Origin of the sequence: Bradyrhizobium sp. LA2.1 (genome assembly GCF_040547725.1) — a bacterium.
Lineage (GTDB): Bacteria > Pseudomonadota > Alphaproteobacteria > Rhizobiales > Xanthobacteraceae > Bradyrhizobium > Bradyrhizobium barranii.
On sequence record NZ_JBEPQI010000001.1, the window covers coordinates 373067 to 392119 of the forward strand.

General features: G+C 65.8%; 14 protein-coding genes and 1 pseudogene. 14 read left to right on the plus strand and 1 reads right to left on the minus strand.

Annotated elements, in window-relative coordinates; translation table 11 throughout:
- Positions 1-171 precede the first annotated feature (171 nt).
- Positions 172-2443, minus strand: a pseudogene (locus tag ABIB95_RS47355) (MHYT domain-containing protein).
- A 447-nt stretch (positions 2444-2890) separates the two neighbouring features.
- On the opposite strand from ABIB95_RS47355, the gene ABIB95_RS01590 reads away from it, so the two are divergent.
- The 14 genes from ABIB95_RS01590 to ABIB95_RS01655 all read left to right on the plus strand — a co-directional run bounded on the left by ABIB95_RS01590 (position 2891) and on the right by ABIB95_RS01655 (position 19048).
- Positions 2891-4141 carry an ABC transporter substrate-binding protein gene (locus tag ABIB95_RS01590; protein ID WP_166351801.1) on the plus strand — a complete coding sequence of 417 codons (1251 nt, stop codon included), beginning with the start codon at positions 2891-2893 and terminating at the stop codon, positions 4139-4141.
- A gap of 136 nt (positions 4142-4277) precedes the next feature.
- Complete coding sequence (locus ABIB95_RS01595) at positions 4278-5105, plus strand: helix-turn-helix domain-containing protein (RefSeq protein ID WP_071915370.1); 828 nt, start codon at positions 4278-4280, stop codon at positions 5103-5105.
- A 239-nt stretch (positions 5106-5344) separates the two neighbouring features.
- Positions 5345-6355, plus strand: a complete 1011-nt coding sequence (locus ABIB95_RS01600) for a branched-chain amino acid ABC transporter permease (protein ID WP_063984340.1) — start codon at positions 5345-5347, stop codon at positions 6353-6355.
- Between the two features lies 1 nt (position 6356).
- Entirely contained in the window at positions 6357-7466 is a 1110-nt protein-coding gene (locus ABIB95_RS01605; RefSeq protein ID WP_071915372.1) for a branched-chain amino acid ABC transporter permease, read from the plus strand.
- The gene (locus ABIB95_RS01610) at positions 7459-8241 is read left to right on the plus strand and encodes an ABC transporter ATP-binding protein (RefSeq protein WP_354237670.1); all 783 of its coding nucleotides are present in this window, start codon (positions 7459-7461) and stop codon (positions 8239-8241) included. Before ABIB95_RS01605 ends, ABIB95_RS01610 begins: the two co-directional genes overlap by 8 nt.
- Positions 8234-10447 (plus strand): ABC transporter permease, encoded by a 2214-nt coding sequence (locus ABIB95_RS01615; RefSeq protein WP_354237671.1) that lies wholly within the window; start codon positions 8234-8236, stop codon positions 10445-10447. The genes ABIB95_RS01610 and ABIB95_RS01615 overlap by 8 nt, the downstream gene beginning before the upstream one ends.
- Positions 10448-10450: 3 nt before the next feature.
- Positions 10451-11284: a phosphoenolpyruvate hydrolase family protein gene (locus ABIB95_RS01620; protein WP_063984343.1), complete on the plus strand. Its 834-nt coding sequence runs from the start codon at positions 10451-10453 to the stop codon at positions 11282-11284.
- Positions 11285-11309: 25 nt separating this feature from the next.
- Entirely contained in the window at positions 11310-14222 is a 2913-nt protein-coding gene (locus ABIB95_RS01625; protein WP_354237672.1) for a flotillin family protein, read from the plus strand.
- 9 nt (positions 14223-14231) lie between these two features.
- Complete coding sequence (locus tag ABIB95_RS01630) at positions 14232-14669, plus strand: SRPBCC family protein (protein ID WP_014496426.1); 438 nt, start codon at positions 14232-14234, stop codon at positions 14667-14669.
- 5 nt (positions 14670-14674) lie between these two features.
- Complete coding sequence (locus ABIB95_RS01635; RefSeq protein ID WP_354237673.1) at positions 14675-15118, plus strand: SRPBCC family protein; 444 nt, start codon at positions 14675-14677, stop codon at positions 15116-15118.
- A 2-nt stretch (positions 15119-15120) separates the two neighbouring features.
- The gene (locus tag ABIB95_RS01640) at positions 15121-15939 is read left to right on the plus strand and encodes an FAD binding domain-containing protein (protein ID WP_354237674.1); all 819 of its coding nucleotides are present in this window, start codon (positions 15121-15123) and stop codon (positions 15937-15939) included.
- A gap of 6 nt (positions 15940-15945) precedes the next feature.
- Positions 15946-16422: a (2Fe-2S)-binding protein gene (locus tag ABIB95_RS01645; RefSeq protein WP_247308884.1), complete on the plus strand. Its 477-nt coding sequence runs from the start codon at positions 15946-15948 to the stop codon at positions 16420-16422.
- Between the two features lie 11 nt (positions 16423-16433).
- The gene (locus ABIB95_RS01650; RefSeq protein WP_247308881.1) at positions 16434-18026 is read left to right on the plus strand and encodes a xanthine dehydrogenase family protein molybdopterin-binding subunit; all 1593 of its coding nucleotides are present in this window, start codon (positions 16434-16436) and stop codon (positions 18024-18026) included.
- Entirely contained in the window at positions 18026-19048 is a 1023-nt protein-coding gene (locus ABIB95_RS01655) for a xanthine dehydrogenase family protein molybdopterin-binding subunit (RefSeq protein ID WP_014496431.1), read from the plus strand. Before ABIB95_RS01650 ends, ABIB95_RS01655 begins: the two co-directional genes overlap by 1 nt.
- Positions 19049-19053 lie beyond the last annotated feature (5 nt).

The window sequence follows — 19053 nt, forward strand, 5'->3', positions numbered from 1 at the left end:
CGAGCACCGGCATTCTTTCACCGGGACAGCGGCAATCTCTCGTCGCTGAGGCGCCGTTATTCTCTCCGGTCGAAACACGACCTGGTGGCTCCACGCGATCATATTGGTTCGCCGGCGAGCTGGAGGCAAATGTGCTGGCGGCGCCGATCGGCGGCCGTCAGCCCGACACCGTCAGGCGACGACAGATCTCGCGCTCTCCCGCTCTCGCATCGCTCCCTCGATGGCCTTCTCAAGGGCAGCCTGATCGAACGGCTTCGACAGGCGGCGCAGATTGGAACGCGCGTCGATGGGAAGCTCCGCATACCCGGTGCTCAGGAGGATGACCGTACCGGGACGCTCCACGACCACGGCTTCAGCAAGCTGCAGGCCGGTCATGACCGGCATCGCATAGTCGGTGACGACGAGTTCGATGGCCTGCGTGCGGCGGAGGAGATCCAGTGCCTCTTCGCCCGAGCGTGCCTCGACCACCGCATGCCCGAGATCCTCCAGCATTGCCGCCGTATTCTCCAGCACGAGAGGATCGTCGTCGACCAGAAGCACAGAAAGCCGGCGGTCGGCGCGAAGCATGGGTGCCGGGGACTCCGCGCGTGGCGCTGGCAACGCGGCCTTCTCCTCTGCTACCGGCAGCCAGATCTCGGCCGTCGTGCCCACCCCAAGGCGGCTCTTCAACACGAGCCTGCCGCCGGACTGCTCGGCGAGGCCGTGAACCATCGATAGTCCGAGCCCGGTGCCTTTGCCGATGCCCTTCGTCGTAAAGAACGGCTCCTGAGCGTGCTTGAGCGTTTCCTCGTCCATGCCGCAGCCGGTGTCGCTTACCGAGAGCGCGACGTAGCGGGGAGCGCCAGCTTCGTGCTGCTCGTCTCTGGCGGAGATGGTTATCAGGCCGCCGGCCGGCATCGCATCACGCGCGTTTACCGCGAGATTGAGGATGGCCAATTCGAGCTGGTTGGCGTCAATCTTTACATTTGGCAGGTCCAGCGGAAAGAGCGTGTCGATACGGACGCCCGCCTCGAATTTCAGCAGTGACGCCATGCCCCGCACCAGTGCGGCGATATCGACGACAGCCGGCTTGAGATCCTGTTTGCGAGCGAAGGCGAGCAAGCGCTGGGTTAGCAGAGCGCCCCGCTGCGCGCCTTGCATCGCGTTGTCCACGAGACGCTGTATCTTCGGATCGTCTGTTTGCAGGCGTTTTTTTCAGAAGCTCAAGGCTGCCGAGAACGGCGGCGAGCAGGTTGTTAAAATCGTGGGCGACGCCGCCGGTAAGTTGACCGATGGTCTCCATTTTCTGCGACAGCGTCAGCGCTTCGCGTGCCCGATCCAGCGCTTCCTGTGCCCGCCTCCTCTCGCTGATGTCGCGCACGATCTTCGCAAACCCAGTGATCAAGCCGCTTTCGTTCCGTACCGCGACCAGGGTTGCCTCTGCCCAGAAACGGCTGCCGTCCCGGCGCACACGCCAGGCTTCCACTGCTGACTTGCCGTACCGCTCCGCCTCAAGGAGAGCACGTGCTGGCGCCCCGGACGCGCGGTCTTCGTCGGTATGAAGGATCGCGTAGCTGGTCCCGACGATGTCGTCGCTATAACCCATCAGCCGGCGCGCGCCGAGATTCCAGTTTCCCACGGACCCATTCGGCTCGATCATGAACATGGCGTGATCGGCGATGCCCTCCACCAGGAGCCGAAAGCGTTCTTCACTTCGCCTCAGCGCGCTGGCCTCGCGTTGGGCGCGCTCCGCCGAGGCCCGATCGTAGACGGCAGCGGCAATCCCGAAGCTCAGGATCAGGATGGTGGCGCCGGCGAGCAGAAATGCCAGCGGCGCCCGACCCACGAAATGTCCAGCGTGTCCCGCCATGGTGTTCGCAGGCACGAACGAGGCACCTTCCATAGCCGCGTAATGCATGCCGGAGATGGCGAGACCCATGACAAGTCCGGCGAACAGCCGCTGCGTCGCATTTGTCTTGCGAAAGGCGAGCGAGAGCGCCACGACCGAAGCGCACATCGCGATCACGACCGAGAGCACGACCCACCGAGGATCGTACGCGACGGACGCCGCCATTCTCATCGCGCCCATGCCCGTATAGTGCATGCCGGATATGCCAAGCCCCATCGCCAGGCCGGACACCAGGAGCGCCTGCGGGCGTCTTCCGACCACGGCAAAGGCCGCGGCCGCGACAACAATGGGGACGACAAGCGATAGAAAGGTGAGGAATGGATCGTAGGAGATCTCGACCCCGGGCAGCCTGAAGGCCAGCATGCCGACGAAATGCATGGACCAAATGCCGCCGCCCATGGCGGTGGCCGCGGCTGCAAGCCAAGCCGGACGAGCCCGCCCGGACGCGGCGCGCATCCGGGTCGCGAGGTCGAGCGCTGTGTAGGAGGCGAGCGCGGCGATCAGGATCGACAGCGCCACAAGAACGGGATCGTGAGAGGCCGTATGGTGATTCATTTCCACCAGATGGTAATGGAAATCCGGAGCAAATTCACCCTAGGTTGAATAGCGGCGGCGGGATCAGGGCCCGGCCGGCCGCGGTCCGTGGCACCCTGTCGGCAAATTCAAGCTGGATCCTGCCGTCGGGGGGCTGTTCCCGCCCAGATTCCCTTGGGGATTTGAACCGGACCAGGCCTGTGCTGATCAGGCTCCGTGCACGGATCAAGCGGAGGATCGTGCCGCTCACGCACCGCCCTGCAAATTGGGCAAGCCGGCCGCCTATTGCACCGCGAAGCCAATTGCGCCGCAACATTCAAAATGAGACTGCCCGTCAAGCCGCACGATGCGCCCATACGTGCACTGCATCCGACTTCGGTTAGCCTTCGTTCAACAGCCGGGCGCCTTTCGGGAGCCACGGCGCCGCGCCAATTCAGCGAAAAATTTGGCCATAGAGGGAGGAATGAAATGTTGAAATGCAGTGTGGGACTGATCGCGCTAAGCAGCCTTTTCCTTTCAGGCGCGGCAATCGCCCAGGAAAAGATCAAGGTCGGCGTCACCGCAACGCTGGAAGGCACCTACACGGTGCTCGGCGAGGACGGCATGCGCGGCCACCAGACGGCGCTCAATGTGCTTGGCAAGAAGGTCGGCGACAAAGAGCTTGAATTCATCGTTGCTTCGACCGACGCGACGCCGGATTCCGCGGTGCGCGCCGTGCGCAAGCTGATCGAGCAGGACAAGGTGCAGATCCTGTTGTCGCCGCTCTCGGGCGACGAGGGCATCGCGGTCAAGAACTTCGCCAAGACGCATCCGGAGCTGACTTTCATCAACGCCGCCTCCGGCGCGCAGGAGACGACCTATGTCGATCCCGCTCCGAACTTCTTCCGCTACAACATGGACGGCGCGCAGTGGCAGGTCGGCCTCGGCAAATACGCCTATGAGGACAAGAAGTATCGCAAGATCGCGACCGTCGGCGAAGACTATTCCTTCATCTATACGCAGGTGTTCGGCCTTGTGCTCGAATTCTGCGGCGCCGGCGGCCAGGTCACCAACCGGCAATGGGTGCCGCTCGGCACCAAGGATTTCGCCTCCGTCATCGCGGCGCTGCCCGATGATGTCGATGCGATCTATCTCGGCCTCGGCGGCGCCGACGCCGTCAACTTCCTGAACCAATACCAGCAGGCCGGCGGCAAGGCGCATCTGATGGGCGGTTCCATCATGATCGACCAGACCATCCTCTCGTCCAAAGGCAACGCCAAGAATGCGCTGGTCGGCACCATCGCGGCGAGCGGCCAAGCCGACACTTGGGAGGATCCGGGCTGGCAGAAGTTCGTGAAGGCGTATCAGGACGCGTTTCCGCCCAACAAGCGCTTCCCGAGCCCGTCGCTTCTTGCGACCAACTACTACGGCTCGACTATGGCGCTGATCCTCGCGCTCCGCGAGGTCAATGGCGATCTTTCCAATAACCAGGCCAAATACAAGGAGGCGCTGGCCAAGATCGAGATCGACGCACCGAACGGCAAGATCAAGCTTGACGCCAACCGCCAGGCGATTGGCACCAACTTCGTCACCGAGGTCGTCGATGACGGCAAGGGCGCGCTGTTCAGCAAGGTCGTGAAGGTGATCCCGAACGTGAACCAGACGCTCGGTTACGATCCGGCGGTGTTCGCCAAGATCGGACTGCCGAGCCGTACGGTCCCGGAATGTAAGAAGTACTGACGCATTCACCGTCGCTCGTTTCGCATGCTCTCCGGCAACCGGGAGCGATTTGCAGGCGCGATATCTTGCGTTCTTGCAATCTCGCCCCGGTTGTTGAACGCTGACTGAAAAGACAAGAACATTCAGGAGGGAAGGCATGAGCCGGGCGCTTGCCGTCTTTCACGGCCGGTTCGGTCGGGCGACGGTCTATCAGTTGAACCGCCCCTTCAACGTGCACGCACATCGCGAAGGTCATCTGATCTTCCATGTTGGCGGCCAGTCCGCATGCATCGACGTCTGTAACGGGCACTACGACCTTACGGAAAGCTCCATCGTTGCGGTCAATCCCTGGGAGCCTCACAATTTCCTGCCGTCCGATCTCGACGGTGGCGCGATCTTCTTCGTGCTCTACGTCAATCCGGAATGGTTCGCGCCCGACGCGCCCGGTGCCGACCGCCTGCGTTTCGGCCGCACCCAGTTCAAGCGCACGGTCGCACTCGACAAGCACATCAGACGAACCGCAGCGCTTGTGTGCGGCGCACCGTCACTCTCCAGCCTCGATGCCGAGCTGCGGCGGCTGATCGACATCTGCTACGACGAAAGTTGGCAGCAGGCCGAGATCGCCCGTGACGCACGCACGGCCGGCGCCGTCACCGACTTCCGCGTGCGCAAATGCATCAAGCTGATGTCGGAAAGTCCGGGCGCCGAAATGGAGCTCGACACGATCGCGCGCGAATCCGGCCTGTCGCGACCGCATTTCTACCGGTTATTCCGCACCCAGACCGGCGTCACGCCGCATCTCTACCTCAACACCCTGATCATGGAACAGGCGCTGGAAGCCCTTGTCGCCGGCGAAGCACCGATCGCCGACATCGGCTTCGACCTCGGCTTCTCCTCGCAAAGCGGCTTCACACGCTTCTTCACCGCCAATGTGGGGATGGCGCCGACCGATTACCGCCGCGCCGCCAAGGTTTTGCGGGCCTGACCGCGCGCGAAAAGATACTGACGATCAAACGCTCCCCTTGTGCCCTCGCTAAGATGGTCGGAACGCGATCCCGAAAAGAGGATCGCAAGTCCGGGAGGACGCACGTCCATGGCGAGGTACGCAGCCTACGCAAGGCTGTTCGACCAGCGTTCAAAACATGAGGCAGGGCGAGGTCGAGGCGGCCTGATCGCTCCCTCTTCCCGCTTGCGGGAGCGCGAGGCCGGGATGAGGCGGTTGACATGACACGCTTCGTCGAACGTCATCCGGCCTGGGCCCTGATCGTGATCATCGCGATCGCGCTTGCATTGTGGCTGACCTTGGCGGTGTGGCCGCCCGGACTTGAAGAGGCGATCGGCCGCAAGCGGGTCTTCCTGAACGCCGTGTTCAACGGCATCACGCTCGGCGGCCTCTACTTCCTGGTCGCCAGCGGTTTCACCTTGATCTTCGGCCTGATGCGCAACGTCAACCTCGCGCACGGCTCGCTGTATTTGTTCGGCGGCTATGTCGGCTACGCCATTAGCGCCTCGACCGGCTCCTGGCTCCTCAGCTTCATCGTCGCCTTCATCCTGACGGCGCTGGTCGGCGTCCTGCTTCAGCTCATCGTCTTCCGCCGCATGGAGGGCCAGGACTTGCGGCAGACCATGGTGACGATCGGTCTCTCGATCGTTTTCGCCGATCTCATGCTGTGGGCTTGCGGCGGCGACTTCTATCAGATCCAGACACCGAACTGGCTGATCGGCCCGATCGAGCTGCCGCTGGTCACTGCGGTGAAATCCTCGGGCGAACCGGTCTATCTCCGCTATCCCCTGGTCCGGCTGGTGATCTTCGCCGCGTCCGTCGTGATCGGCCTGGCGATGTGGCTGGCGCTCAACCGCACACGCATCGGCATGATCATCCGCGCCGGTGTCGACGATCGCGACATCCTGGCCGCGACCGGAGTGCGGATCCAGCTCGTCTTCGTGCTGGTCTTTGCGCTCGGCGCCGGGCTTGCCGGCATCGCCGGCGTCGTCGGGGGCACCTTCCAGTCACTCTCGCCCGGCGAAGACATCCGCTTCCTGCTTGCCTCGCTCGTCGTCGTCATCGTCGGCGGCATGGGCTCGATCCCCGGTGCCGCGCTCGGCGCGCTGATCATCGGCCTCGCCGAACAGCTCGGTTCGGTCTACATCCCGACCTACGCCATCGTCGTGACCTTCCTGATCATGGTGCTGGTCCTGGCAGTCCGGCCGCAAGGCCTGTTGGCGAGGCGCTGAGATGTCGCTCGCCCACGACGCCCGCGTCACCGTTCGTCCTGCCGCAGCGGCGCAGCGCCCCACCTTGCGCGGATGGCCGGAGATCAACAATCCTGCAGCCTGGATTGTCGCGGCCATTCTCCTGATCATGCCGCTGATCGCCAACGGCTTCTTCCTGATCGAGATCTTTGCCACCACGCTGATTCTCGGCATCATGGCGCTGAGCCTGATGTTCCTCGCCGGCTACGGCGGCATGGTCAGCCTGATGCAGCTCACCATCGCAGGCTTCTCCGCCTATATGGTCGCGGTGTTCGGCGTCAGCGGCAATGCCAATATCAGCCTGGGTTGGCCGTGGTGGCTCGCAGTCCCGATGGCGCTCGCGCTCGCGACCCTGTTCGGCACGCTTGGCGGCGCGCTGGCGGTGCGCACCGAGGGCATCTACACCATCATGATCACGCTCGCGATCGGCGCGGCGTTCTATTACTTCACCAATCAGAACTGGGCGATCTTCAACGGCCATACCGGCATCAACACCGTCGCCACGCCGCATTTCTGGGGCGTCAACTGGCGCGCCGACATTCCCTTCTACTATATCGTGCTCGCGGTTGCCGCGCTGTGCTACTTCGCCGTCGAATACATATCCCGCGCACCATTCGGCCTGGCGCTGCAGGGTGTACGCGACAATCCCCGCCGCATGGCGGCGCTGGGCTTTAACGTCAATGCGCACCGCGTCGCCGCCTACGCCTTCGCGTCCTTTGTCGCGGCGCTGGCCGGCGTGCTCCAGGTCTGGAACTACCGGCAGATCTCGCCGGGATCCGTCAGCGTCGGCGCCTGCATCGATATCCTCATCATCGCCGTCGTCGGCGGCATCACGCGTCCCATCGGCCCCTTCATCGGCGCGCTGATCTTCGTGCTGCTACGCACCTTCGCGCTCGACTTCCTGGTCAAGCTCGGGCTCGACGGCAACCGCTTCCGGCTGCTGATCGGCCTCGGTTTCCTCGCCATCGTCTTCTGGTCCTCGGACGGCGTAATCGGGCTCTGGCAGAGCTGGCGACAGCGCCAGCGATCCGGCGCGGCCCGTTCAAGCGAACGTCACGGCCGAGGATCTGGTCAAGGATCCGGTCATGGATAGCGTCGCGCAACGCCTCTCAGCCGTCGGCGCCGGCGCGGCGCTGGAGCTTCGCGGCGTGACGCGCCTGTTCGGCGCGCTGGCTGCGCTCACCGACGTCACCATTACCGTGCGCCCCGGCGAGCGGCGCGCGGTGCTCGGCTCGAACGGTGCCGGAAAAACCACCCTGTTCAACTGCATCACCGGCGATTTCCCGCCCTCCTCCGGCACCATCCGGTTCTTCGGCGAGGACGTCACCCACTTCCCGCCCTACGAGCGCATCCGCCGCGGCCTGCGCCGAACCTACCAGATCTCCGCGCTCTTTCCTGGCCTCACCGTCCAGGACAACGTCTACCTCGCCTGCCGCGGCGTCTCGCGCGGGCGCTTCTCGTTCCTGCGCCCCGGACAGAACGACGCGCTGATGAGCGCGGCCGACAATCTCGTGCAGGCTGTCCATCTCACAGGCGTGAAGGACCAGCGCGTCGCGGAGCTTGCGCATGGCCAGCAGCGCCAGCTCGAGATCGCACTGGCGCTCGCCGGCGCGCCGCGCTTCGTGTTGCTCGACGAGCCGGCCGCGGGGCTGTCTCCGACCGAGCGTGCCGAGCTGGTCGAGATCCTGACCTCGCTGCCGGCGCATATCGGCTACATCATCATCGAGCACGACATGGACGTGGCGCTACGCGTCGTCGAGAGCGTCACGATGATGCACAACGGGCGCATCTTCAAGGAAGGCCTGCCGCAGGAGATCGAGTCCGATCCCGAGGTGCAGGAGCTTTACCTCGGAGGCGGCCATGAATGAGGCTCGCCGCTCCGCCGCCGCGCTCGAGGTCCGCGGCCTCGACGTCTACTACGGGCATTCGCATGCGCTGCAGGGCGTGGACCTGACGCTCGAAGCCGGCGTATTCTCGGTGGTCGGTCGCAACGGCATGGGCAAGACCACGCTGTGCAAGGCGATCATGGGGCTGGTGCCGGTCAGCGGCGGCTCGATCCGCGTCCGCGGCGACGACATCACCCGGCGGCCGCCCGCCCACATAGCCCGGCTTGGCGTCGGCTACGTGCCGCAGGGCCGGCGGCTGTGGCGCTCGCTCAGCGTCGACGAGCATCTGCAGCTTGCCGCGGGCCTGCGGCGCGGGGCTTGGACGGTCGAGCGCATCTACGAGACCTTTCCGCGATTGGCCGAGCGCAAGGATCATGGCGGCGGCCAGCTCTCCGGCGGCGAGCAGCAGATGCTGGCGATCTCCCGCGCGCTGCTCACCAATCCGCAGCTCCTGATCATGGACGAGCCGACCGAGGGGCTTGCGCCCGTCATTGTCGCCCAGGTCGAGGAGATGCTGGTACGGCTTGGCGAGGACGGCGACATGTCCGTGCTCGTGATCGAACAGAACATCGGTGTGGCCACAGCCGTGTCGCGCAACGTCGCGATCATGGTCAACGGCCGCATCAACCGCATCATCGATTCCGCGCGCCTTGCCGCGGACCGGGGGTTGCAGCAGCGCCTGCTCGGCGTCGGCCTCCACGCCGAGCTCGAGCCCGCCGTCGACATGCCGGCGGCAGGCACCGGGGCGAAGGCCGCACCGCAGCCGTCCCGTCCAGGCGGCCCGATCCGTGTCTACATCTCCAACCCGACACCGCCCACCCGCTGGTCGCAGCCGGTCCCGATCGCCCGCATCGAGGCCGCCGCCCGCACGCTCTCGACACAGGTGGCGCGTCTCGACGAGACCGCCCGGCGCCGGCGCGAGCCGGTCGCGGCGCAAACGCAGGGACCCCCGGTCGTGCTCGTCGTCGGCACGCTCGACACCAAGGGCACGGAGCTTCGCTTCATCCGCGACATCATCGCCGGGAGCGGCCTGCGCACGCGACTGGTCGATGTCTCCACCAGCGGCCGGCACGCAACCAGCGACGTCTCGGCCCAGGAGATCGCCTTGAACCATGGGCGCGGCGGATCGGCGGTGTTCGGACCCGACCGCGGCGCCGCCGTCACCGCGATGGCCGAGGCCTTCGCCAGCTGGCTGCGACGCCAGAGCAATATTGCCGGCGTGATTTCGGCGGGCGGCTCGGGCGCAGCGTCACTGGTCGCGCCGGGGATGCGGACCCTCCCCGTCGGGGTGCCCAAGCTGATCATCTCCTCCGTCGCCTCCGGCGACGTCGGACCCTATGTCGGCCCCGCCGACATCACCATGATGCATTCGGTCACCGACGTGCAGGGCCTCAACTCGATCTCGCGTGCCGTGCTCGCCAATGGCGCCCATGCGCTGGCCGGCATGGTCAGGGCGCGCCTCGATCAGCACACGCGGAAGGATCGCGGCGACGGCGGATTGCCGTCGGTCGGCATCACCATGTTCGGCGTCACCACGCCGGCGGTGCAGAAGATCGCGGCCGACCTGCGCGAGGATTTCGAATGCCTCGTATTCCACGCCACCGGCGTTGGCGGCCGCTCAATGGAGAAGCTCGTCGATTCCGGGCAGATCGCCGGCGTCATCGATCTCACCACCACGGAAATCTGCGATCTCCTGATGGGTGGCGTGTTCCCGGCAACCGACGATCGCTTTGGTGCGATCATCCGCGGCCGCCTGCCTTACGTCGGCTCGGTGGGCGCGCTCGACATGGTGAATTTCGGCGCCCCGGACACCATTCCGGAGCGCTACCGCGGCCGCAAATTCCACGTCCACAACCCCCAGGTCACCCTGATGCGGACCACGGCCGAGGAAAACGAACGCATGGGCCGCTGGATCGCCGATCGGCTCAACCAGATGGACGGCCCGGTGCGCTTCTTCCTGCCCGAGGGCGGCGTCTCCGCGCTCGATACACGAGGACAGCCGTTCTGGGATCCCGATGCCGACGCGGCGTTGTTCCGTGCGCTGGAGCGGAACGTGCGGCAGACCGCCAACCGTCAGCTCATCCGCGTCCCCAAGAACATCAACGATCCCGAGTTCGCCTCCATCATTGTCAGCGCGTTCCGGACCTTGTTCGGCCGCACCGGGGCGCGCCGGAGACTAGCGAGGTGACCGATGGCCCGGTTTGAACGCGCAGAACTGTTGAAACGCTTCCGCGACATGGCAAAGCGCGGCGAGCCCATCATCGGCGGCGGCGCCGGCACCGGCCTGTCGGCCAAGTGCGAGGAAGCCGGTGGCGTCGATCTCATCGTCATCTACAATTCCGGCCGCTATCGCATGGCCGGCCGCGGCTCGCTCGCAGGATTGATGGCTTATGGCGACGCCAACGCCATCGTGCTGGAGATGGCCGGCGAAGTGCTGCCCGTCGTGACCAAAACGCCAGTGCTCGCTGGCGTCAATGGCACGGATCCGTTCCGCGACATGGACGTTTTCCTGGACCAGTTGAAGGCGCTCGGTTTCGCCGGCGTGCAGAACTTTCCGACCGTCGGCCTGATCGACGGCGTGTTCCGCGCCAATCTCGAAGAGACCGGCATGTCCTACGCGCTCGAGATCGACATGATCGCCAAGGCGCGCGAGAAGGACCTGCTGACGACGCCCTACGTCTTTACCGAGAAGGAAGCCGCCGCGATGGCGATCGCGGGCGCGGATATCATCGTCTGTCACCTCGGCCTCACGACCGGGGGCACCATCGGCGCGCAGACCGCGCCCAAGCTCAAGGATTGCCCAGCGCGCATCGACACCTGGGCCTCCGCCGCGCTCAGCGTCAATCCGGACATTCTGGTGCTCGCCCACGGCGGACCGATCGCCGATCCGGACGACGCTGATTTCATCATGAAGAACACCCGCTACTGCCACGGCTTTTACGGCGCCTCCTCGATGGAGCGGCTGCCGGTCGAGCGGGCGCTGACGGATCAGGTACGCAAATTCAAGGCGATCGGCGCGCGATAACGCCGGAAGGTCGAGGGAGGGAAATATGTCAGGGACTCTGGTCGGTGAATTGATCCTCTGGCTGATCGTCGCCATCGTGGTGATCGTGGTCGGCGTCTACATCGTGAACTGGCTCTACCATCGCTCCTCCAAGGAGACCTCATTCGTCCGGACCGGCCTGCTTGGCGAGCGCGTCGTGATCAACGGCGGCGCCTTCGTGCTGCCCTTCATCCACGACTACACACCCGTCAACATGAACGTGCAGCCGATGGGCATCGTGCGCTCCCGGCAGGACGCCGTGATCACCCGTGACCGCATGCGCGTCGACATCGAGGCTGACTTCTATGTCCGCGTTCAGGCGACCCGCGAAGCCGTGTCCATCGCCGCCGCCACGCTCGGCCGCCGCACCATGGAGCCAGAGAAGCTCCACGCCCTCCTCGCCGGCAAATTCATCTCCGCGATCCGTTCGATTGCCTCGGAGATGACCCTGGAGCAGATGCACGAGCAGCGCGGCGAGTATGTGGCCCGCGTCAAGGCGAACGCGGCTGAGGCCCTCGCTCAGAACGGACTCGAGCTGGAATCCGTTGCGATCACCGATCTCGACCAGACCGATCTCGAATTCTTCAATCCCTCGAACCGCTTCGACGCCGAAGGTCTGACACGCCTGATGGAGGACATCGAGGCCAAGCGCAAGCTGCGCAACGACATCGAGCAGGATTCGATGATCAAGATCCGCTCCCGCAATCTGGAGGCCGAGCGACAGGCCCTCGAGATCGAGCGCGAAAGCGAGACGGCGCGCCTCGAGCAGGAGCGTGACATCGAGATGCGCCGCGCCCTGCAACGCACCGAGGTCGCGCGTGAGCGGGCCCTGCGCGAGACCGAGGCCGAGCAGGCGCAGATTTCCGCGCGGGAGACCATCGAGAAGGCACGCATCGCCAACGACCAGGCGATCGCGGAAGCCCGTATCGCGTCGGAGCGCGAAACGCGCCAGCGGGAGATCGAGCGCACCCGCACCATCGAGGAGAAGGAACTGCTCGCCCGCGAGGAGGTCGAGAAGACCCGGATCGCCAACCAGCGCTCGATCGACACCAGCCGCATCGCCTCGGAGCGCGAGGTGCGCCAGCGCGAAATCGAGCGGATGCGCACGATCGAGGAAGCCGAGATCGCCGCCCGCGAGGCGATCGAGAAAGCGCGTATCCAGCAGGACCGGGTGGTGACCGACGCCCGCATTGCCAATGAAGAAGAGACACGGCGCCGCGAGATCGAGCGGACCCGCGCCGTGGACGAAGCCGAGATCGCCGCCCGCGAAGCGACCGAAAAGGCCCGCATCGCCCAGACCCTGATTGTCAATGTCGAGCGCATCGCGTCAGACGAGCGCACCCGCGCACTTGAGATTCAGCAGGTGCGCACGATCCAGGAGGCCGAGATCGAGGCCCAGCGCGCGGTCGAGGCCGCGCGCATCGCCCGCGAGCGGACGCTTGCCGCCGAGCGCATCGCCGCCGAGCAGAACACGCGGCAATTGGAGATCGAGCGGAACCAGGCACTCGACGTCGCGGGAATCACGGCACGCGAGGCGACGGAAGCCACCCGTATCGCCCAGGAGGAGCGAGTTCGTTCGCTCGAGATCGCCCGCAACCGCGCCGTCGAGGAAGCCGATATCGCCTCCCGCGAAGCGATCGAGGCCGCGCGCATCGCGCAGGAGAAGGCGATCGCGGCCGAGCGGATCCAGGCCGACAGGGAGACCAAGGCGCTGGAGATCGAGCGGACCGCCGTAGTCGAGGCAGCCGACCTCAAGCGTCGCGACGTAATCGAGCGCCAGCGCATCGGCGTCGATCTCGCGCTGGAGTCCGAGCGGATCAATTCGTCCAAGAAGCGCGAAGTGCTCAATATCGAGCAGAAGAAGGCAATCGAGATCGCGGACGAGGATCGCGTCATCGCGCTCTCGACCAAGCGCTCGGAACGCATCGACGCCGACCGCCAGGTCAAGCAGGCCGAGATCGTCGCACGCAAGGACGTCGAGACCACCGACGTCTCGCGCGAGCAGGCGCTGGAGTCGGCGCGGATCGAACGCCGCCGCTCGATCGAGCAACTCGAGGTCGCCCGCGTCCAGTCGCTCCAGGAAGCCGAGATTGCCGCGCGCGAGGAGGTCGAGCGCGCCCGCATTGCCTCCGACCGCGGCCTGGATGAGGCCCGCATCGGCCGTGAGCGCGAGTTGCGGAAGCTCGAAGTCAATCGCGAGAAGGAGGTCGAGACCGTTCTGATGGAGAAGGCGATCGCGATCCACCTGAAGTCGCTGGAAGAATCCGCCGCCCGGGCCTCGGCCGAGGAAGCGCGGATACATGCGACGGAGGCCACCGAGCGCGTCATCACCGCACGTGAAAACGAGATCGCCAGGCGTCGCAAGAGCGTGGAAATCGTGATCGCCGAGAAGCAGGCCGAGGAGACCCGAATTGCCGCCGAAGCCGAACGCGTGCGCGCGGCGGTCGAGGCCGAGGCGCAGCGGCTGCTCAACGAGGCCGAGAACGTGCTGACCGACCAGGCTCGCTACTCGCTGTTCCGCAGAAAGCTGCTCGACCGCATCGAAGGCATCGTGCGCGAGAGCGTCAAGCCGATGGAGAAGATCGAGGGCATCCGCATCCTCCAGGTCGACGGCCTCAACGGCAACGGCCATGGCGGCAATGGCGGCCGCAGCGCCACCGACGAGGTGATCGACTCGGCGCTGCGCTACCGCGTCCAGGCGCCGCTCATCGATTCGCTTCTGGCGGATATCGGCGTCGAGGGCGGCAGCCTCGCCAAGATGCCGGGCCTGATCCGCGAGGCCCGCGACATGCAAGGCATCAAGGAGTCCGCCCGCAAGGGCGGCGGTGGAGGCGGAGGCAGCGAGAAGCCGGCTGCGGCTCCCTCGCCTTCCACCGAGGGCGAGCCGCCCGCGGAGCGCAGCCCCCGGAAGAAGAGCTGAGGTCGCATCATGGCCCGCGTCTATGTCTCAACCGTCGTCAATGCGCGCAACGATCGCGTCTGGGCGCGGGTGCGCGACTTCAACGGCATGCCGAACTGGCATCCCGCGATCGCGGAAAGCCGTATCGAGGGCGGCGAGCCCTCGGACAAGATCGGCTGTGTCAGGGATTTCCGCCTGCGCAACGGCGACCGCATCCGCGAGAAGCTGCTCGGCCTTTCCGACTACGACATGTTCTGCACCTATTCGATCCTGGAATCCCCCATGGGCGTCGAGAACTACGTCGCGACGTTGCGGCTGACGCCGGTCACCGACGGCGACCAGACCTTCATGGAATGGACCGCCGAGTTCGACTGCGCACCCGAACGGGAAGCGGAGCTCGTCGGCAATATCGGCGGCGGCGTATTCCAGGGCGGCTTCGACGCCCTCAAGCGCCAGTTCGGAGGGTGAGCTCCGTGCCGCATATCGTCAAGAGCACGATCCTGGATGCGCCGACCGATGCGGTGTGGAACGTGCTGCGCGATTTCAACGGACACGATCGCTGGCATCCGGCGGTGGCGAGCTCCACGATCGAGCGCGCGCACTCCCCTGACAAGATCGGCTGTGTCAGGCGCTTCAAGCTGCAGGACGGGTCTGAGCTGCGCGAGCAATTGCTGGCGCTCTCCGATCTCGAGCAGACCTTCAGCTACTGCCTGCTCGATACGCCGGTGCCGATGTTCAACTACGTGGCGCATGTCCGCCTGCTGCCGGTGACCGACGGCGACCGCACCTTCTGGCACTGGGAGTCGCGCTTCAGCACCCGGCCGGAGGACCGCGATCGCATCGTCCACATGGTCGCGGAAGACATCTATCAAGCCGGCTTCGAGGCAATCCGCCGGCACCTGAAGGAGGCGGCATAGCAATGGCCGTGACAGTGAAGACTTTTGCCAGCACCAGCGAAGCGGCTGGCGCGCTGTCGGCAGATCGCGGCGCACGCTATCTTGGCGGCGGCACGCTGGTGATGCGGGCGCTGAACGAAGGTGACGTCTCCGTCTCGACCGTCATCCGCGCCAGCGACCAAGCCCTGACCCGGATCGACGCGTCGGGCCCGCGCGTGACGCTCGGGGCCGGCATCACCTTCGCAAAAATCCTCGCCGAGCGCGACCTCGGCTTCCTGCACGCCCCTGCCCGCTCGATCGGCGGACCCGCGGTGCGCAACATGGGCACGGTCGGGGGCAACCTGTTCGCGCCAAGTCCCTATGGCGACTTCACGGTGGCGCTGCTTGCGCTCGATGCCACCGTCGCCGTGCAGGGCGGCTTTGGCACGCGCGACATCGCCATCGAAGAGTTCTTGCAGTCGCGCGAGCGGCAGGCCGGCACGCTGGTGCTCTCGGTGTCCTGCGCACGGCCGGCGAGCGCGGACGCCTTCCGCTATCACAAGGTCGCCCGTATCAAGCCAAAGGGCGGCTCCGTCATTACGCTCGCAGCTCATCTGCCGATCAGCGGCGGACGGATCGCCGGGGCACGGATCGCGCTCGGCTCGATGGCGCCGACCCAGATTCGGGCACGCGCCGCCGAGCGTGTGCTCGAGGGACGTTCGCTGGATGCCGCGACCATCGGGGCCGCGGCGTCCGCCGTCACCGAGGGCACCTCACCCTTCGACAACGCGCTCGGCAGCGCCTGGTATCGCCGCGAGATCGCCGGCGTACATCTGCGCCGTCTCCTCTCGGGTCAGGAATAGCTCGTCATGGCCAAGACCGCCCTGCAATTTCGTCATAACGGCCGCGACGTCGCGATCTTCGTCGATGGCGGCACCAATCTGCTGGTGGCTCTGCGCGAACTGATCGGCGATATGACGCCGAAATTCGGCTGCGGCCAGGGCGGCTGTGGCACCTGCAGTGTGCTGATCGACGGCGAGCTGCACCTGTCCTGCCTGACGCTGGCGGAGACCGTCGCCGGCCGATCGGTGGAGACGCTCGACGGCCTCAAGCAGGGCCCGAACCTGCATCCGCTCCAGCGCGCCTTCGCCGACAGTTTTGCCGCCCAATGCGGCTATTGCACGCCGGGCATGCTGATGGCCGCAAAGGCGCTGCTCGATCGCAATCCGCAGCCTAGCCGCGCCGAGGTCGTCGAGGCGATCTCCGGCAACATCTGCCGCTGCACCGGGTACGAACCCATCATCGATGCCATCCTCGCCGCTTCGGGCGGCCGGGCCAGTGCCTAAAGGATCTTGTCATGCTGGAACTGCGCAAGGACATTTTCGCCGACGAGCGCGACGACAATCTCAATGAGATCGGCAAGGGCACGCAGCGCCAGGACATGCTCGGCCATGTCACGGGCACGTCGAGCTATTTCAACGACCACAAGCTTCAGGGCATGCTGCATCTGAAGGTGGTTCGCTCGACGCAGGCGCACGCGCGGTTGCGCCATATCGACACCACGGAAGCCGAACGCTCGTCCGGCGTACGCCGGATCATCCGCGGCGCCGACGTGCCGCGCAATCTCAACACGCTTCTCAGCCTCATCAACTTCGGCAAGGACGACGAGCCTACGCTGGCGGCGGACAAGGTCCGCTACAAGGGCGAACCGGTCGTCGCCATCGTCGCGGACAGCGAGCGCGAGGCGTTCGAGGCGATCGCAAAGGTGCGGATCGACTACGAGCCGCTGCCGGTCGTGCTCGACGTCGAGGACGCGCTCAAGGCCGGGGCGCCCGTCGTCAACGAGACCTATCCGAAGAACGCCTTCATCTATCACGACGTCCATGATCACCAGAAGCTGCGCTTCGGCGATGCCGACGCTGCGCTCGCGACCGCCGACCACGTGCTCGAACAGCGCTACCAGATGTCTCCGATCGAGCACGCGCCGACCGAAACCAATGGCGCGATCGCCGCGCCCGACACCAACGGGCGCTACGTCGTCTACACCTCGACGCAAGCGCTGTTCTTCTCCGTCGACACCTGCGCCAAGATTTTGGACCTGCCATCCAATACCTTCCACTTCATCGGCGGCACGGTCGGCGGCGGCTTCGGCGGCAAGGTGGATACGCTGACCGAGCCGCTCGCGATCCTGGGCGCGATGCTGACCGGGCGTCCCGTCCGCTATGTGTTCGGGCGTGAGGAGGAGATGCAATACGGCCCGCCCCGCGGCGCCGAGCGCATCTACATCAAGGACGGCGTGATGCGCGACGGCCGTGTCATCGCGCGAAAAATCCGCGCCTATTTCGACAGCGGCGCCTATACGAGGCTTTCCAGCTACGCCGCCGTGAAATGCGCCGCGCATCTGCCCGGGCCCTATACCATCCCGAACGTCTATGGCGACGTCTATTGCGTCTTCACCAACCGGACGCCCGCGACCGCGATGCGCGGTTTCGGCGTCACCGCGATGGATTTTGCGATCGAGTGCCAGATGGATAAGCTGGCGAACCTCGTCGGCATGGACCCGATGGAGTTCCGGATCCTCAATGCCTATCGCGACGGCGACATGAAGGCGCATCGGCGCGAAGCCAAGAACACCGCGCTGATCGAATGCGTTCAGGTCGCCGCCGAGAAGGCGAAATGGCCGATCCGCGAGGAGTTCAAGCGAGCTTCGTCGCGCAAGGACGGCGGCGGCAGCCGCGCCGTGATCCCGCCGACCCCGACGGATTCGCGCAGCCGGCCGGCCGCGCCAGTCCAGCAGCGCACCAGCTATGACCGGCTCCCGCCCACCGTCACCCGCGAACCACCGCGCGAGCCGCCGCCCCCTGCGCCGTCGCCACCTCCACCGCGGCCGGCCGCGCCCTCGCATGGTGCGCCCCGCTTCTCCTCCGTGTTCGGCACCAGGAGGCGCTGATGACCCGGCATCGCGGACGCGGCATGGCGTCGATCAACTATCCCATCGGCATGAATCTCGGCGGCGATCCCAGCCAGGCGTTGGTTCACTCAAACCCGAGCGGCAAGTTCACGGTGGCGCTGTCGTCGATCGACCTCGGCCAGGGCATGAAGTCGGTGACGCGGCAGATCTGCGCGGAGACGCTGGGCGTTCCCGTCGAGGACGTCTATGTCGACACCGCGGATTCCGATACCGGTCCGCATTGTATGGGCTCCTTCGCCTCGCGCGGCACCCATCGCGTCGGCAATGCCGTGATGGCCGCGGCGCGCGAGGCGCGCGGCGTGATGATGGAGGCGGCAGCCGAGGAGCTCGAGGTCAACGCCGCCGATCTCGAAACCGACGGACGCGGCAACATCCACGTCAAGGGTGCGCCGCATCGCTCGATCTCGACCAAGGACGTCGCCATCGCCGCCCAGTTCAAGCAGGGCAAGACCATCTCCGGCCGCGGCATATTCCTCGTGCCTCTGTCCAACGTCGACCCCGAAACCGGCGAGATGTCGCCGGCGACCTGCTACGCCCATGCCTGTCTCGTGGCGGAAGTCGAGGTCGACGACGAGACCGGCGAAGTCGCGATGGTCCGCATGGACTCCGCCTATGAGCTCGGCCGCGCGCTCAATCCGCGCCTGGTCGAGCAGCAGCTCGTGGGCGGCGCCTGGATGGGCATCAGCCACGCGCTGTACGAGACCACGGAGCCTCACTATCCCGACCCTGTTCACGGCCCCCGCGACTTCGTCGAATATCTGATGCCCGGCCCGGGTGACATTTGCCCGCACGATATCGCCGTGCTGGAGCGCCCCGCGCCAGATGGACCGTTCGGCGCCAAAGGACCGGGCGAAATGTGCGCCAATCCCGTGCTGCCGGCTGTCGCGAATGCGATTTTCAACGCCGTCGGCGTGCGCATCGACGATCTGCCGATTACGCCGGAAAAGGTGCTGCGCGCGATCAAGACCCAGGGCGGCGCGCGGCCACAGGCGCGACGCTGAGACTG

What these genes read in the sequence shown, in the direction of transcription:
- ABIB95_RS01590 (WP_166351801.1), top strand. Translation starts at nt 2,891, where the DNA reads ATGTTGAAATGCAGTGTGGGACTGATCGCGCTAAGCAGCCTTTTCCTT.
- ABIB95_RS01595 (WP_071915370.1), top strand. Translation starts at nt 4,278, where the DNA reads ATGAGCCGGGCGCTTGCCGTCTTTCACGGCCGGTTCGGTCGGGCGACG.
- ABIB95_RS01600 (WP_063984340.1), top strand. Translation starts at nt 5,345, where the DNA reads ATGACACGCTTCGTCGAACGTCATCCGGCCTGGGCCCTGATCGTGATC.
- ABIB95_RS01605 (WP_071915372.1), top strand. Translation starts at nt 6,357, where the DNA reads ATGTCGCTCGCCCACGACGCCCGCGTCACCGTTCGTCCTGCCGCAGCG.
- ABIB95_RS01610 (WP_354237670.1), top strand. Translation starts at nt 7,459, where the DNA reads ATGGATAGCGTCGCGCAACGCCTCTCAGCCGTCGGCGCCGGCGCGGCG.
- ABIB95_RS01615 (WP_354237671.1), top strand. Translation starts at nt 8,234, where the DNA reads ATGAATGAGGCTCGCCGCTCCGCCGCCGCGCTCGAGGTCCGCGGCCTC.
- ABIB95_RS01620 (WP_063984343.1), top strand. Translation starts at nt 10,451, where the DNA reads ATGGCCCGGTTTGAACGCGCAGAACTGTTGAAACGCTTCCGCGACATG.
- ABIB95_RS01625 (WP_354237672.1), top strand. Translation starts at nt 11,310, where the DNA reads ATGTCAGGGACTCTGGTCGGTGAATTGATCCTCTGGCTGATCGTCGCC.
- ABIB95_RS01630 (WP_014496426.1), top strand. Translation starts at nt 14,232, where the DNA reads ATGGCCCGCGTCTATGTCTCAACCGTCGTCAATGCGCGCAACGATCGC.
- ABIB95_RS01640 (WP_354237674.1), top strand. Translation starts at nt 15,121, where the DNA reads ATGGCCGTGACAGTGAAGACTTTTGCCAGCACCAGCGAAGCGGCTGGC.
- ABIB95_RS01645 (WP_247308884.1), top strand. Translation starts at nt 15,946, where the DNA reads ATGGCCAAGACCGCCCTGCAATTTCGTCATAACGGCCGCGACGTCGCG.
- ABIB95_RS01650 (WP_247308881.1), top strand. Translation starts at nt 16,434, where the DNA reads ATGCTGGAACTGCGCAAGGACATTTTCGCCGACGAGCGCGACGACAAT.
- ABIB95_RS01655 (WP_014496431.1), top strand. Translation starts at nt 18,026, where the DNA reads ATGACCCGGCATCGCGGACGCGGCATGGCGTCGATCAACTATCCCATC.